15 protein-coding genes are annotated in these 15033 nt (G+C 63.5%); 8 read left to right on the top strand and 7 right to left on the bottom strand.

Annotation, left to right across the window (positions count from 1 at the left end):
- Positions 1–3: 3 nt before the first annotated feature.
- Both FIV09_RS17725 and FIV09_RS17720 read right to left on the bottom strand, forming a co-directional pair.
- Positions 4–1506, bottom strand: coding sequence for a hypothetical protein (locus FIV09_RS17725; RefSeq protein WP_152452100.1), 1503 nt, complete (start codon positions 1504–1506; stop codon positions 4–6).
- Positions 1507–1631: 125 nt separating this feature from the next.
- On the bottom strand, positions 1632–2366 hold the full coding sequence (locus tag FIV09_RS17720) for a uroporphyrinogen-III synthase (protein ID WP_152452098.1): 735 nt from the start codon (positions 2364–2366) through the stop codon (positions 1632–1634).
- A gap of 75 nt (positions 2367–2441) precedes the next feature.
- On the opposite strand from FIV09_RS17720, the gene tsaD reads away from it, so the two are divergent.
- From tsaD to FIV09_RS17705, 3 genes are read left to right on the top strand one after another with little or no spacing between them, the layout of a single operon-like run.
- The gene (tsaD, locus tag FIV09_RS17715; RefSeq protein ID WP_152452096.1) at positions 2442–3524 is read left to right on the top strand and encodes a tRNA (adenosine(37)-N6)-threonylcarbamoyltransferase complex transferase subunit TsaD; all 1083 of its coding nucleotides are present in this window, start codon (positions 2442–2444) and stop codon (positions 3522–3524) included.
- Between the two features lie 22 nt (positions 3525–3546).
- Entirely contained in the window at positions 3547–3816 is a 270-nt protein-coding gene (locus tag FIV09_RS17710) for a YciI family protein (RefSeq protein ID WP_152452094.1), read from the top strand.
- Complete coding sequence (locus FIV09_RS17705; protein ID WP_152452092.1) at positions 3816–4235, top strand: EVE domain-containing protein; 420 nt, start codon at positions 3816–3818, stop codon at positions 4233–4235. Before FIV09_RS17710 ends, FIV09_RS17705 begins: the two co-directional genes overlap by 1 nt.
- A 75-nt stretch (positions 4236–4310) precedes the next feature.
- Here the strand turns inward: FIV09_RS17705 and FIV09_RS17700 are convergent, their stop codons facing one another.
- From FIV09_RS17700 to ahcY, 3 genes are all read right to left on the bottom strand, one after another.
- On the bottom strand, positions 4311–4652 hold the full coding sequence (locus FIV09_RS17700; protein WP_152452090.1) for a DUF2853 family protein: 342 nt from the start codon (positions 4650–4652) through the stop codon (positions 4311–4313).
- Between the two features lie 158 nt (positions 4653–4810).
- The gene (locus tag FIV09_RS17695; protein ID WP_152452088.1) at positions 4811–5590 is read right to left on the bottom strand and encodes a PRC-barrel domain-containing protein; all 780 of its coding nucleotides are present in this window, start codon (positions 5588–5590) and stop codon (positions 4811–4813) included.
- Between the two features lie 143 nt (positions 5591–5733).
- Complete coding sequence (ahcY, locus tag FIV09_RS17690; RefSeq protein ID WP_152452086.1) at positions 5734–7122, bottom strand: adenosylhomocysteinase; 1389 nt, start codon at positions 7120–7122, stop codon at positions 5734–5736.
- Positions 7123–7297: 175 nt separating this feature from the next.
- On the opposite strand from ahcY, the gene FIV09_RS17685 reads away from it, so the two are divergent.
- Together FIV09_RS17685 and FIV09_RS17680 are read left to right on the top strand one after the other, a co-directional pair.
- Positions 7298–7894: an HD family hydrolase gene (locus FIV09_RS17685; protein ID WP_152452721.1), complete on the top strand. Its 597-nt coding sequence runs from the start codon at positions 7298–7300 to the stop codon at positions 7892–7894.
- The gene (locus tag FIV09_RS17680) at positions 7891–8373 is read left to right on the top strand and encodes a GNAT family N-acetyltransferase (protein WP_152452084.1); all 483 of its coding nucleotides are present in this window, start codon (positions 7891–7893) and stop codon (positions 8371–8373) included. The genes FIV09_RS17685 and FIV09_RS17680 overlap by 4 nt, the downstream gene beginning before the upstream one ends.
- Here FIV09_RS17680 and FIV09_RS17675 read toward each other — a convergent pair.
- The gene (locus tag FIV09_RS17675) at positions 8370–9587 is read right to left on the bottom strand and encodes an MFS transporter (protein ID WP_152452082.1); all 1218 of its coding nucleotides are present in this window, start codon (positions 9585–9587) and stop codon (positions 8370–8372) included. The genes FIV09_RS17680 and FIV09_RS17675 overlap by 4 nt on opposite strands.
- 143 nt (positions 9588–9730) lie before the next feature.
- Between FIV09_RS17675 and FIV09_RS17670 the strand changes: the two genes are divergently transcribed.
- The 3 genes from FIV09_RS17670 to FIV09_RS17660 all read left to right on the top strand — a co-directional run bounded on the left by FIV09_RS17670 (position 9731) and on the right by FIV09_RS17660 (position 13302).
- Positions 9731–10213 carry an Lrp/AsnC family transcriptional regulator gene (locus FIV09_RS17670; RefSeq protein ID WP_152452080.1) on the top strand — a complete coding sequence of 161 codons (483 nt, stop codon included), beginning with the start codon at positions 9731–9733 and terminating at the stop codon, positions 10211–10213.
- Positions 10214–10392: 179 nt separating this feature from the next.
- Positions 10393–11880, top strand: a complete 1488-nt coding sequence (locus tag FIV09_RS17665) for an NAD-dependent succinate-semialdehyde dehydrogenase (RefSeq protein WP_152452078.1) — start codon at positions 10393–10395, stop codon at positions 11878–11880.
- Between the two features lie 51 nt (positions 11881–11931).
- Positions 11932–13302 (top strand): aspartate aminotransferase family protein, encoded by a 1371-nt coding sequence (locus tag FIV09_RS17660; protein ID WP_152452076.1) that lies wholly within the window; start codon positions 11932–11934, stop codon positions 13300–13302.
- A 75-nt stretch (positions 13303–13377) separates the two neighbouring features.
- Here FIV09_RS17660 and glpD read toward each other — a convergent pair whose 3' ends face one another.
- Positions 13378–14982 (bottom strand): glycerol-3-phosphate dehydrogenase, encoded by a 1605-nt coding sequence (glpD, locus tag FIV09_RS17655; protein ID WP_152452074.1) that lies wholly within the window; start codon positions 14980–14982, stop codon positions 13378–13380.
- Positions 14983–15033 lie beyond the last annotated feature (51 nt).

Here is a 15033-nt window from a genome sequence, read left to right as displayed (position 1 = left end):
CCCTTATTCCGTATCCAATTCGTCCGAGAGCGTCTCGGTCGCGGCAAGTGCCGCGGCCCGCGTCTCGGCGCGTGTTACCCAATCCGCAACTGCTGCCTGGGCAGGTTCGGACAGGGTGGAGATTTCGTTGAGCGCTGTCTCCAGATCACCGCCTTTTACCGCAGCTTCCGCACGGGACAGAACCGCATCCGCGCTGTCGCCATCGCGCGGTGTGACGGAGCGTGCGCCCAGCTGTTCAGCGAGGAAGCCCGCAAGCGGGTTGCCGCCTTCCGCGTCCTCCGTGTCCCGCGCGGCTGCCAGGGCCGCCCGTGCTGAGTCCGGATAATCCGCGATAAGCTCCGCCTGCGTTGCGATCCCGTCAGCGGCATTGGCCGACAGAACCTCCGGCACGGTCACCATGTCCGACGCGGCCAGAGGCTCCAACGCCGTTGCAAAGGGGCGCCCGGCATCGAGGTCGGCGGTCAGGGTTGCAAGCGCGGTGCGCAGTTCGGCCCGCATTGCCCGATCTTCGGCCGCGCGCTCGGCGGCGACGGCGGTTTCCGCCATGGCGGAGATTTCCTGCCGCTGAGTTTCGACATCTGACAGAGTGGCAGTAACTTCGCCGCGCAGGCGGGCGATTTCCTGTTCGTAGGCCTCGATCGCGGCAGGCGAGACAGCCGCTTCCATGGGGGCTTTTTCAAGCTCGCCCACGCGGTCGCCAAGTGAGTTCGCGCTATCCTGCAGCGCTGTCAGCTGACCCGAGAGATCGCCGATCTGGACACCCAGCTCTTCGCTGCGCGCGCTCAGGGTCGCAATCGCGCTTTCCACCGATGTGAGGTCAATCTCGGGGATCGAGGATTCGAGCCCGTCGATCCGTCCGTTCAGCGCATCAAGGCTATCGGTCTGTGCGGTCAAGGCTGCGCGTGTCTCGTTGGCAAACTCGTCATTCGCACCGAAAAGATCGCCGCCAAGATATTGCGACAGCGTGAACCCGAGGCCCGCCGCGACGACGCCACCCAAGAGCATCGGAAAGAAGCCGCCTTTCCGCTCGATCACTTTCTCATGCACGACCGGGACCGGTGCGGTGGATGGTTCGTAATCTGCAGGCCCGGTGCCTTCGGGATCGGCGCCCGCGGGCGGGATCGCCGTTGCGGCATCGGACGTCGCGTCGTCATCCGTGGTCTCGGATGTCGTGCTTGCGTCATTGTCGGTGAGCGCGGGTTCCGGATCTGCGGCGCTTAACGCTTCGGCCTCGTTGATATCCGAGATCGTCTCTTCCGGTTCACCGGTCTTGGCCTCGTCCGCGTCAGCCTCGATGCCTTGCGTGTCGCCAGATGCAGCGTCGATCGTGTCGGTGCCCGTGTCCGCATCAGACGCGATGGTGTCCGTCTGATCCGAGGCGGTCACCGTGTCGTCCGCGCTGGCAATGCTGTCCGCGCCAGTGTCTTCGGTGGCAGTTGCGTCTGTCTCAGGCTTCGGCGTGGATGTGTCCGGCGACACGTCTTCCTTGTTCTCAGCCGCCGCCATTGCGTCGTCCTGACCGCTGGTCTGGACGTTTGCGTTCTTGGCCCCCCTGGGCTTTTTCGATCTCGCCAACGGTCCTTCCCTTTCGAATCTGTTCCAGCGACCGATGCGCTGGCATTTTTATGACCTTACTGGCCTGCATCCCCGCCCTCAAGCGATTGCGCCTTTTGCCACAAACCCTTGACGGTCCGTCGCAAGGAAGTGCCGTTCGGTTGGGCGGCAGTCTCGAGGGCCATGGCGCCCAATGGTTGAAGCGGTGCTGCAACCGCTTCGCTCATTGCCGCAAGATAAAGCGGCGCGGTGAAAGGGCCATGATCCGCGAAGGCCCGCGCCGTACGCGGCGAAAAGAACGGTGCCACCACCGGCAGCTTTCCATTCAGCGCATCGCGCGCCGCCTTGCTGAGCGGTACGAGTTCTTGCGCGTAGAGAACGGCTGAATTCGTCTCTATTCCGGCAGAATTCAGCGTTTCCGCCACCGCGCCGCGGCTGTGTTCACCCCGTAGATGCAGGAGCGGCCCAGCGGGTGCTTCGCGCAATATGAGCGCTGTCAGATCGGAGGCGGACCCTTGCGCCGAGACAGGATGCAGACCCGCCTCCCGCGCTGCCCTCGCGGTGGCATCGCCAACGGTGAAGCAAATGTCGCGGTAGGGCCCGCCTGCGTCGCGATACGCGTGCACACCGTTCGCGGAGGTGAAGATCAAACCGAGATATGGTGCCATATCAGGCAGCTGCCGTGTGAAGGAGATCTCGATCAACGGGCTGATCAGGATGCTCTCGGGCCGAATCCCCTCGACTTCCAGCTCGCCAGCGAAGGCGTTCGCGGCGGCGTCAGGTCTGGTCAGAAGAAGGATCGGAGAGGGCATGCATACCGCCGATATTGTGGCTCGGCCTTGATTGGTGCTACCCCGTGGGCTGCTTCGGCGCAACGGATATGCTCTATGAACGCCCCTTTGATCGTCCTCGGACTGGAAAGTAGCTGCGATGACACGTCGGCCGCGGTGCTGCGCGGGCGCGAGATCCTGTCCAATGTGGTCATGGGTCAGGCCGAGTTGCACGCGGCCTTCGGCGGGGTCGTTCCCGAAATTGCTGCGCGCGCCCATGCCGAAAAGCTGGATATTGCGGTTGAACAGGCTCTGTTGGAAGCCGGGATTGGTTTGCGTGACGTCGATGCAATTGCCGTGACGGCGGGTCCGGGCCTGATCGGGGGCGTGCTGTCAGGAGTGATGTGCGCCAAGGGCCTTGCTGCGGGCGCGGGCAAGCCGCTGATCGGGGTCAATCACCTCGCGGGGCATGCGCTGACCCCTCGGCTGACGGACGATCTGGCGTATCCCTACCTGATGCTGCTGATTTCGGGCGGGCATTGCCAGTTTCTGATCGCGCATGGCCCAGACAGTTTCGAACGGCTGGGCGGGACGATCGACGACGCGCCCGGCGAGGCCTTCGACAAGACCGCGCGGCTTCTGGGTTTGCCGCAACCGGGCGGCCCGTCGGTTGAGGCTGCGGCGCGCGATGGCGACGCGGCGCGCTTTCGATTTCCGCGGCCGCTTCTGGACCGGCCCGGCTGCGACATGAGCTTTTCCGGGCTCAAGACCGCGCTTCTGCGCGAGCGGGACCGGATCGTTGCGGAAAAGGGCGGCCTGACCACGACGGACCGTGCCGATCTCTGCGCAGGGTTCCAGTCTGCGATCCGCGATGTTCTGACCGAAAAGACGCGACGGGCCCTTGCGATCTATCTGGAGCGGAAGCCATCCGAACCGGCCTTTGCCATTGCAGGCGGTGTTGCCGCTAATACGGCAATCCGGGCAGAGTTAGAGACGCTTTGCAGGGATGCAGGCGTTGCGTTCATGGCGCCACCTCTGGCGCTTTGTACGGATAATGCCGCAATGATCGCCTATGCCGGATCCGAGCTTTTCGCGGCAGGTCACAGATCCGATATGGCCCTGAAAGCCCGGCCGCGCTGGCCGCTCGATCCCGGTGCGGCCCCCCTGGTCGGGTCGGGCAAAAAAGGGGCCAAGGCCTGAACTTTGATGGAAGGATGAGACGATGCTCGTTGTTTTGATTGCGCGGGACAAACCCGGCGCGCTGGAGATCCGCAAAAGCAACCGGGAGGCGCATCTCGCCTATCTGAAAGACACCGGATGCGTGCAACAGGCCGGGCCCATCATGGAAGATGGCGCGATGGCCGGGTCGATCCTCGTCCTCGATCTGCCGGATATGGCCGCAGCCGAGGCCTGGGCCGCCGACGATCCTTATGCCAAGGCCGGGCTTTTCGCCTCAGTCGAGATGCTGGAATGGAACCGGGTGATCGGCTGATGCGCTACTGGCTCTTCAAATCCGAGCCCTCCACCTGGTCTTGGGACGATCAGGTCGCGAAGGGCGATGCGGGCGAGGAATGGGATGGCGTGCGCAACTACCAGGCGCGCAACTTCATGCGAGAGATGCGGATGGGCGACCGTGGCTTCTTCTACCACTCGCAAAAGGAAAAGGCGGTTGTCGGCATCGTCGAGGTGATCGCCGAGGCGCATCCCGACAGCACGACCGACGATGCGCGCTGGGACTGCGTGGATATCAAGGCGGTGAGCGCTTTCAAATCGCCGGTCACGCTCGATCAGATCAAGGGGGATGAGCGGCTGTCGGAAATGGCGCTCGTGAAACAGGCGCGGCTTTCGGTGCAGCCGGTGACCGAAGAGGAATGGCGCTTTGTCTGCGCGCTGGGCGGCATCGAGGCCTGATACAGGCTCTGTTCCCGCGAAAAACGCCCCGGCCGGGTGGCGCGGGGCGTTCTCATGACACTGAATGTCGCGCGATCAGCTATAGACCGCGTCTTTGTTGAAGTGCTTCGTCAGCATGTAATATACGACGGCGCGGTACTTGCTGCGCTCTGACCGGCCATAGGTTTCGATCACGGAATCGATGCCTGCCATCAGGTCGGGGCTGTCGGGCAGTCCGAGCTTCTTCATCAGGAAATTCTTCTTGATCGTCTCGAGCTCGGCCTTGTCCGATCCGGCAACGGTGGAGGCATCGTCATTGTAGATCGCCGGGCCGCAGCCGATCGTGACCTTGGTCAGTAGGTCCATATCCGGCTGCATGCCGCACTTGTTGCGAAGATCGTCTGCGTATTTCTCGATCAATTCGTCGCGTTTTCCCATCACACCTGTCCTGTACATTTCCTCGGAAGTCCCACTCTGGCCTCCCGCCGCGAAGGTTAAGCGGTGTGATTCGACATTCTCAAGGAAAAATGCCCCGCGCGGTGGCGCAGGGCATCTTACGTGTCGTGCGTGTCGGGCAGTTACTTGCCCGAAACGACTTAGTCTTCGTCTTCCGTTTCGGCGCCTTCAGATTCCGTTTCCGCCTCGGGCGCTGCCATGGCGTCGTTGTCTTCCTCGTCCGACATGGAGGATTGGCCGTCCGTGACGGAGCCATCTTCCTCGGTCATGGTGCCAGATGTGGCAGACGTATCGCCGGTCGTGTCCCTGTCTTCCGTGTCGGACATCGCTTCATCGCCGGTTGCACCCATGCTGGATGCGTCGACTTCACCGCTGCCCATCATCGAGCCTATGAGCATATCGTCCGGCAGGCTTTCGACACCGCTTTCGTCGAATTCTTGCCGGTCGGTCAGTTCGTCCTTGGTCGCGGCAAGGGTCAGGACCTGCTCATCGGGATTGAAGTCGAACGTGTCGAGCGGCAGGGCAACGGTGTATTCACCAAGGCCCAGGAAGCCGCCGATGCCGATGACGGCCTCGAGCCCGCTATCGCCTTCGATAAGGTAGTCGATCTCGCCGATGCTGTCGCCGTCCGTGCTCTGAACCGGGAGGCCGATGACTTCGCCGACCGTCATGGCTTCGAGGCTCATAGGCTCGTCTTCGGCCATGTCAGTGTCGGTTTCCATCCCGTCTTCGGCCTCTTCCGCGACCGGCGCGTCGGTCGCCATGCCGTTTTCTGCCTCGGACGTGCCCATGGTCGAATCGGTGTCTTCCATCGGCGCTTCGGTTTCGGTTTCCGGCTCGGTCGTGTCCTGCGCATGCACTGCGCCACCGGCCAACAATGCGGCGGTTGCCGCGCTCATCATGAGGGTCTTCAGGGTCATTGCTTTCGTGCCTCCTTGGTCACGGTTGCTATGACCCCACAACAACGAGGCCCCGCCCGAGGTTTCGGACGGGGCCTATGCTGCAGATGCATAATTCTGCGGGTTTCAGCCGACGCCTCGGCAGGTTCCCGCAGGACGCAACGTCAGTAGCGATAATGCTCGGGCTTGAAGGGGCCTTCGGGCGAGACGCCGATATAGGCGGCCTGCTCGGGGGCGAGCGGGGTCAGCTTCACGCCGATCCGGTCGAGATGCAGACGCGCGACCTTTTCATCCAGATGCTTGGGCAGGATGTAGACCTTGTTCTCGTACTCGCCGCCATTCTTCCACAGCTCGATCTGCGCCAGAACCTGGTTGGTGAAGGACGCCGACATCACGAAGGACGGATGCCCCGTGGCGTTGCCGAGGTTCAGAAGACGACCCTCGGAGAGCAGGATGATGCGGTTGCCCGAGGGCATCTCGATCATGTCCACCTGGTCCTTGATGTTGGTCCATTTGTGGTTCTTCAGGTTCGCCACCTGAATTTCATTGTCGAAATGGCCGATATTGCCGACGATCGCCATGTCCTTCATCTCGCGCATATGCTCGATGCGGATGACGTCCTTGTTGCCGGTCGTGGTGATGAAGATGTCCGCGCTGTCGATCACGTCTTCCAGCAGCACGACCTCGAAGCCGTCCATGGCCGCCTGAAGCGCACAGATCGGATCGACCTCGGTCACCTTCACGCGCGCGCCCGCACCGCGCAAGCTTGCCGCCGAGCCCTTGCCCACGTCGCCGTAGCCCAGAACGACCGCGACCTTGCCGGCCATCATCGTGTCTGTGGCGCGGCGGATGCCGTCGACGAGGCTTTCCTTGCAGCCATACTTGTTGTCGAATTTCGACTTGGTGACGCTGTCGTTGACGTTGATCGCGGGGAAGGGCAGCTGGCCTTCCTTGACCAGTTGATAGAGGCGGTTGACGCCGGTCGTCGTCTCTTCGGAGACGCCCTTGATCTGGTCGCGCACCTTGGTGAACCAGCCGGGGCTCTGCTCCATGCGCTTCTTGATCTGCGCCTTGACGACCTCTTCCTCCTCGGAGGCGGGGACGGGGATGATGTCCTCGCCCGCTTCCGCGCGCGCGCCGAGCAGCACGTAGAGCGTCGCGTCGCCGCCATCGTCGAGGATCATGTTGGGGCCGTCGTCAAACTGGAACGACTTGTCGAGGTAATCCCAATGCTCTTCCAGCGTCTGACCCTTGATCGCGAAGACCGGCACGCCGGCCTCGGCGATGGCAGCGGCGGCGTGGTCCTGGGTGGAGAAGATGTTGCACGACGCCCAGCGGACATCGGCGCCAAGGGCGGTCAGCGTCTCGATCAGAACGGCGGTCTGGATGGTCATGTGGAGCGAGCCCACGATGCGCGCGCCTTTCAAGGGTTGCTCCGCTCCGAACTCCTCGCGGCAGGCCATCAGGCCCGGCATTTCCGTCTCGGCGATATCCAACTCCTTGCGGCCGTATCCGGCAAGCGAGATGTCCTTTACGATGTAGTCTTTGGCCATGTGCTATGTCCTGAAAAATCCTGTTAGAGCGGCCATAGCATCAAGACCCTTTCAGGACAATTGACAGCGACCTGCCACCTTGCCACACCTGCCGCCTTCGATCCGGCGCAAAGAAATGGGGCATGGCCTCGATGCGCTCGGGGTGACGGCAACCCAAGGCAAGAAGGACATCGCCATGGCTCCAAAACCGCCCCGCGCCTGGCAACGGATGCTGTCGGGCCGCAGGCTTGATCTGCTCGACCCCACGCCCGTCGATATCGAGATCGAGGATATCGCCCATGGACTTGCCTTCGTGGCGCGCTGGAACGGGCAGACGCGCGGCGATTTTCCCTATTCCGTGGCGGAGCATTCGCTTCTGGTCGAGACGCTGTTTTCGCGCATGTGCCCCAAGGCCGGTGCCGCGGCCCGGCTGACGGCGCTTCTGCATGATGCACCCGAATACGTGATCGGCGATATGATCTCGCCGGTGAAGGCTGCGGTGGGGCCCGAATACGAGCGGCTCGACGATCGGTTGTCGGCGGCGATTCACATCCGGTTCGGTCTTCCGGCGGTCACCGCGAAGACCCTCAAGCGGCAGATCAAGCGCGCGGACAAGGTGTCGGCCTGGATGGAGGCGACCGAGATCGCGGGCTTTGCCGAGGCGGAGGCGGACAGGTTCTTCGGCCATCCCCCGGCGGATATCATCGGTGATCTGAAGATCACGCTGCGCCCCCCGGTGGAGGTGCGTGCCGATTTCACCCGGCGCCATGCGGAGCTTTTGGCGGCGCTATGACGATCCGCGTCCGCCGGGCCGGGCGGCTCGATCTGCGTCAGATGGCCGAGCTTCTGAACGAGATCCTGCGTGCGGATGGTGCCACGGCGATACCGCATCCGGTCACGGCGGCGGACCTAGGCGATTGGATGGACAGGCATGGCGCCGCCGCCGCCTGGCATGTGGCAGAAGACGATGCGGGCGCGATACCCGGTTTTCAGTACGTTGAGCCGCATGTCGATCTGCCGCCCGAGGCGTGTAGCATCGCGACCTTCACAAAGCCCGGGCGCGCCGGTCTCGGGATCGGGTCCGCCCTCTTCGAGGAAACGCGGAAGGCGGCGCGCGCGCTGGGCTACCTGTGGATCAGCGCGCGCATCCGGGCCGACAATGAAGGCGGTCTGATCTATTACCAGAGCCGAGGGTTTGAGGTGTATGACGGGATCACCGGACAACGCCGTGCCCATGGCCCGGATCAGGTGCTGATGCGCTACGACCTTTAAGCAGGCAGCGGCGCGCGGCGCGGGCGGGAGCGCATCAGGATCGCGACCACGATTGCGATGTTCAGCCCGTTCCAGAGGATCCCGTTCCAGAAAGCCAGCGCGTAAGAGCCCGTCGCGTCATAGATCGCGCCCGACAGCCAACCGCCGAAGGCCATGCCGAGGATCGTCATCATGATGACGAAGCCCACACGCGCTCCGGCCTCGCGGGCGGGAAGGTATTCGCGGACGATGACCGCATAGGAGGGGATGATGCCGCCCTGGCTCAGCCCGAAGATCAGGCTCACGATATAAAGCGAGGTCAGCCCGCCCGATGGCAGATAGAGGATGAGCGCGATGCATTGCAGGACCGATCCGATCAGGAGCGTCGGAATACCGCCCAACCGGTCCGCGAGCACGCCCGAGACAAGACGCGAGGCGACGCCACCCAGAAGCATCAGCGACAGCATCTCCTTGCCCACGGCCGGGCCGAAGCCCAGATCGACGCACAGCGCCACGATGTGAACCTGCGGCATGGACATCGCGACGCAGCAGCCGATCCCGGCAATACCGAGGGCCCATTGCAACTGGCGCGGGCTGAGCCCTGTCGATCCGGCGCGGGCGCTTGCCTGCGCTTCGGAGACGGCCAATGCACCCGCATCCACCCGCGTGCGGAACAGAACGCTCATGGGCACGAGGATCACCAGCGAGGCCACAGCCAGCGCGCCGTAATCCCACCGCCAGCCCGCATCTCCGCCAAGCCAGCCAAGTGCGATGGGCCAGAACGCGCCTGACAGGTAATTGCCGGACGCGGCCACGCCGACCGCGATACCGCGCCGCTTCATGAACCATTGCGAGACATCGGCGATGAGCGGCCCGAACGAGCCTGCCGTCAGGAAGCCGATGACGAATTGCACAAGGGCCAGCACGAGGATGGAGCCTGCAAGCGCCGCCGCGCTGTAGGCACAGGCGAGGCCCAAACCGATGAAGGCCAGGGTCAGGGCCATGCCATAGCGATCGACGATCCGCCCGATCACCAGATTTCCAAGCGCGAAGCCCAGCATCGTGGCCGAATAGGGCAGGGAGGCCGCGCTGCGCGAGACATCGAACTCCGCCGCAACCTCGGGCAGGACCGAAATCACCGCCCACATGCCGATATTGCCCGTGGTCGCCACGATCAGCGTCAGGCCCAATCGCGCCCAGGATCGGCGCTTATCAAGATCGGCATGGGTGTTCATGGCGGGACGATAGACCGGCGAAACAGGGCACGACAGGTTGAAAGCTTGGAGGGCGTCTTTTCATTTTTGCGCGGTCGGGCCATGTATCGCTTATGCGCCGCAAGATGTTCCCTTCTCTGTTCTGTGCCGGGTGGGTCTGACCCATGGTTCGGCTCGATGCGCGCGACATCGAAATTCTGCGTGTGCTCTCGGCGGAAGGCCGGATCACGAAATCCGAGCTTGCCGAGCGGGTGGGCCTGTCTCCGACACCGGCCTGGGAGCGGCTGAAGAAGCTCGAAAAGGCCGGTGTGATCGAAGGCTACGGCGCGCGGATCGCCTACAAGGCGTTCGGCCCGCATGTGACCGTCTTCGTGGCCTGCGAGCTTGACGGCCATCGCGCCCGCGATTTCCAGGCATTCGAGGATGCCATCCGCGCCTACGATGAGGTCACATGGGCCTGGGCGCTGGGCGGTGGCTTCGACTACCTCATTCAGGTCGTCACGCGGGATATCGACGCCTATCAGAGACTGATCGACCGCCTGCTCGACGCCGAGATCGGTCTGGCGCGCTACTACACCTACATCGTCACCAAGCCCGTGAAAGCGAGCTATGGTCTCCCGCTCGGGCTTCTGGACGCGGAGGAGTAGCGCCGGGCGCGATGATCGGCAGCGACAAGCGCCGAATGCCCGATGACAGAGGATTCCTCTGGCGCGGGCGGCGTCGGCGGTTGTTTCTTCTGCCCGCGCGGCGATCTTTGGTCCCCTCTTCTGAGCGGAGCGCCGTAGATTTGGCTCATTCCTGATGCCAACTCGAAGGGCCCATTCCGATGACCATCCATCGCACCTTTCCCAAATCACCGCTTGGCGCGCTCAACGATGCGCGGCTTGTCCGGCCCTTCTCCTATATCGACGGCAAGTGGCGGGGCGCCGAAGGCGGTGCCGCGATTGCCGTGACCAATCCCGCCGATGGCGAATGGCTGGGCGAGGTCGCGTCGCTGACCGCCGCCGATGCGACCGAGGCCGTGGACGCCGCCGATCGCGCCTTCGTCTCCTGGTCCGACACCCTGCCGCAGGAGCGCGCGCGCCTTCTGCGCCGCTGGCATGCGCTGATGCTGGAGCATCTTGAGGATCTGGCGCTTCTGATGACGCTCGAGCAGGGCAAGCCCCTGTCCGAGGCGCGGGGCGAGATCGTCTATGCCGCCGACTTCGTCGAGTTCTACGCCGAGGAAACGCGCCGCCCGAATATCGAAGGCGTGACCTCGCATCTGCCCGATGCGGAGGTGGAGCTCTGGCGCGAGCCGATGGGCGTGGCCGCGCTGATCACGCCGTGGAATTTCCCCTCGGCGATGCTGACGCGGAAGGCGGCGGCGGCGCTGGCGGCGGGCTGCACCATCGTGGCGCATCCCTCGGCCGAGACGCCGTTCTCGGCGCTAGCCCTGGCGGAGCTGGCCGAGCGCGCGGGCTTCCCGCCGGGCGTGTTCAACGTGGTCACCGGCGAAGCACCGATCATTGTCGAGCCTTGGACGCAGGATCCACGCGTCCGCGTTCTGTCCTTCACCGGCTCGACCGAAGTGGGTCGGCTTCTTTACCGGCAATGCGCGGGCACCGTGAAATCCCTGATCATGGAGCTTGGCGGCCACGCGCCGGTCATCGTCTTCAAGGGCGCGGACCTCGATCAGGCCGTAACAGAGACGATCAAGGCCAAATTCGCGACGACCGGGCAGGATTGCCTCGGCGCGAACCGAATCTTCGTGGAGCGCCCGCTTTACGCGGAATTCGTCGAGAAATTCACCGCCGCGACCGAAGCGCTGACCATGGCGAAGGGTCTCGCCGATGCCGATCTCGGACCGCTGATGAACGAAAAGGCGGTCGCCAAGCAGGAGGCGCATGTGGCCGACGCGCTGGCCAAGGGGGCGGTACTCAAATGCGGCGGCGCGCGGCGCGATGATCTGGGACCGCTCTTCTATGCGCCGACGGTGCTGGCCGATGTGCCTGACGATGCCGACATCCTGCGCGAAGAAACCTTCGGCCCGGTGGCGGCAATTCTGCCCTTCGATACCGAGGAAGAGGTCGTCGCCAAGGCCAACGCCACCGAATACGGGCTTGTCGCCTATGTGCACAGCCAGGATCCGCGCCGCATCTACCGGGTCAGCCGCAAGCTGCAATTCGGCATGGTCGCGGTGAACCGCACCAAGGTCACCGGCGCGCCGATCCCATTTGGCGGCATGAAGCAATCCGGTCTCGGACGCGAGGGCGCAAGACAGGGCTTGGAGGCCTTCACCGAAATCAAGTACGTCTGCCGCGACTGGGCATGAGGATTTTCGACGGGGCATCGCTCCGTCGAGCGTTAACGAAAGGATGCATCAATGCTGAAGAATGACATGCTGGAGAAGTGGGACCGCGAAAACTTCTTCCACCCCTCGACCCATCTGGCCGAGTTCGCGCGGGGGAACGTGCCCCACCGGGTCATCACCGGCGGTCAGGGCAGCCATATCGAAGACCGCGACGGCAACCGGATGCTGGATGCCTTCGCGGGTCTCTATTGCGTCAATGTGGGCTACGGCCGTCAGGACATTGCCGACGCCATCGCAGCCCAGGCGAAAGAGCTGGCCTATTACCACGCCTATGTCGGTCACGGCACCGAGGCCTCGATCACGCTGTCGAAGATGATCCTCGACCGCGCGCCCGACCACATGTCGAAGGTCTATTTCGGCCTGTCGGGATCGGATGCGAACGAGACCAACATCAAGCTCGTCTGGTATTACAACAACATCCTGGGCCGTCCCGAGAAGAAGAAGATCATCTCGCGCTGGCGTGGCTACCACGGGTCGGGTCTGATGACCGGCTCGCTCACGGGCCTGGAGCTCTTCCACAAGAAGTTCGATCTGCCCTTCGGCCAGGTGATCCACACCGAGGCGCCCTATTACTATCGCCGTCCGGATCTCGCCATGACCGAGGCGGATTTCACCGCGCATTGCGCAGCCGAGCTGGAAGCGCTCATCGAACAGGAAGGTGCAGACACGATCGCGGCCTTCATCGGGGAGCCGATCCTCGGCACTGGCGGCATCGTGCCCCCGCCCGCGGGCTATTGGGAGGCGATCCAAGCCGTGCTTGAGAAGCACGATATCCTGCTGATCGCCGATGAGGTCGTCACAGGCTTCGGCCGTCTCGGCACCATGTTCGGCTCCACGCATTACGGGCTGAAACCCGATCTGATGACCATCGCGAAGGGCCTGACGTCGGCCTATGCGCCGCTCTCGGGTTCGATCGTGTCGGACAAGATGTGGAAGGTGCTTGAGCAGGGCACCGACGAGAATGGACCCATCGGCCACGGCTGGACCTATTCGGCGCATCCCATCGGGGCCGCGGCAGGTGTCGCGAACCTCAAGCTGATCGACGAGCTGGACCTTGTCACCAATGCGGGCCGGGTCGGCGCGTATCTCAACAAGGTCATGGCCGAGGCCGTCGGCGAGCACGCCAATGTCGGCGAAGTGCGGGGCGACGGCATGCTCTGCGCGGTGGAGCTGGTCGAGAACCGTGACACGCGCACCTTCTTCGACGCGTCGAAAAAGGTCGCGCCGAGCGTTGCCGCCGCTTTGTTGGAGCAGGGCGTCATCGCGCGCGCCATGCCGCAGGGGGATATCCTGGGCTATGCGCCGCCCTTCTGCCTGACCGAGGCCGAGGCCGATGAGGTTGCGGACAAGACCGCGAAAGCCATCAAGTCCGTGCTGGGCTGACGCCCGAAACACGAGGACCCGGCGCTGGGCCGGGTCCTTTGACGCTTGAGGCAGCGCATTTGCGAGGCGGCGGTGTTATTCCGCCGCCTCGTTGTTTTTCACGAGTATCGCGTCCTTCATGAACGTCTCGAGCGCGTCGACCTCGGGTTCATCCAACCGCAGACCGAGCTTCGTCCGCCGCCAGATCACGTCCTCCGCGGTTTCCGCATATTCCTTCTCGATCAGCCACATGACCTCGGCCTCGGTGAGCGTGTCGCCGAAATGCTCGCCCAGATCCTCGACCGACTTGGCATCGCCCAGGATCTCCCACGCTTCGGTGCCGTAATGGCGGATCATCCGCTCGGCCCATTTCTCGCCCAGGAACGGATATTCCTCGACCAGCATCTTGATCCGGCCCCGCGTCTCGGCCACCTTGAAATCGCCACCGGGCAAGGTCACGCCCGCAGTCCAGGCGCCCTTGGTGCCCGGAAAGAACGGCACAATCTTCTCAAGCGCGTGCTCCGCAAGCCGGCGATAGGTCGTGATCTTGCCGCCGAAGATGTTGAGAACCGGCGCGCCGCCCGTATCGTCGACCTTGAGCGTATAGTCGCGCGTTGCGGCAGTCGCGCTCTTGTTGCCGTCATCGTAAAGCGGGCGCACACCCGAATAGGTCCAGACGACATCTTCCCGCGCGACCGGCTTCTCGAAGTACTGGGACGCGAAGTTCAGGAGGTAATCCATCTCCTCGTCGGTGCATTCCGGCCGCTTGTCCGGGTTTTCCTGCTCGCTGTCGGTGGTGCCGATCAGGGTGAAATCCTGCTCATAGGGGATGGCGAAGATGATCCGACCGTCCGTGCCCTGGAAGAAGTAGCATTTGTCGTGATCGTAGAGCTTCCTCGTCACGATGTGGCTGCCGCGAACGAGCCGCACGCCTTCCTTGGCGTTGGAGCGGACCTTGGTGCGAATGATGTCACCGACCCAGGGCCCGCCGGCATTGACCAGCATCTTCGCGGTCACGCGCCGCTGCTGCCCGTCGCGCCGGTTCTCGATCAGGATCTCCCAATGGTCGTCCACTCGATCGGCGGAGACGACCTTGGTGCGGGTCATGATATCGGCGCCGCGGGCTTCGGCGTCGCGCGCATTCAGCACGACGAGACGCGAATCCTGCACCCAGGCGTCGGAATATTCGTAAGCGTGTTTGAACTTGTCCTGGAGCGGGCCGCCCTCCATCGTTTTCGACAGATCCAGCGTCTTGGTGCCCGGCAGGATTTCACGCCCACCAAGGTTGTCGTACATGAAGAGACCAAGCCGGATCAGCCATCCGGGCCGCCGCCCCTTCATCCAGGGCATCACGGTGTTCAGAAGTCGCGACGTTGGTGTCGAATTGTCGAAACGCATGTCCTTGTGGAAGGGCAGGACGAAGCGCATAGGCCAGGAAATATGCGGCATGGCGCGCAGAAGCGTTTCGCGCTCGATCAGGCTTTCGCGCACGAGTCGCACCTCGAAATATTCGAGGTAGCGCAGGCCCCCGTGGAAAAGCTTGGTCGAGGCCGACGAGGTCGCGGATGCCAGGTCGTTCATCTCTGCCAGGGCGGTCTTCAGCCCGCGGCCGCTTGCATCTCTGGCAATGCCGCAACCGTTTATGCCGCCGCCGATGACAAACAGGTCGTAGTCTGTGGTCGGTTCCGTCCGGTCTTGCATGGTACCCCCGGTCTGATCCGTAAAACGAAGTTACTACGACGATAGGGCGCG

Source organism: Roseivivax sp. THAF197b (genome assembly GCF_009363255.1).
Taxonomy (GTDB): Bacteria; Pseudomonadota; Alphaproteobacteria; order Rhodobacterales; family Rhodobacteraceae; genus Roseivivax.
This window is presented reverse-complemented; position numbering and strand designations above follow the sequence as displayed.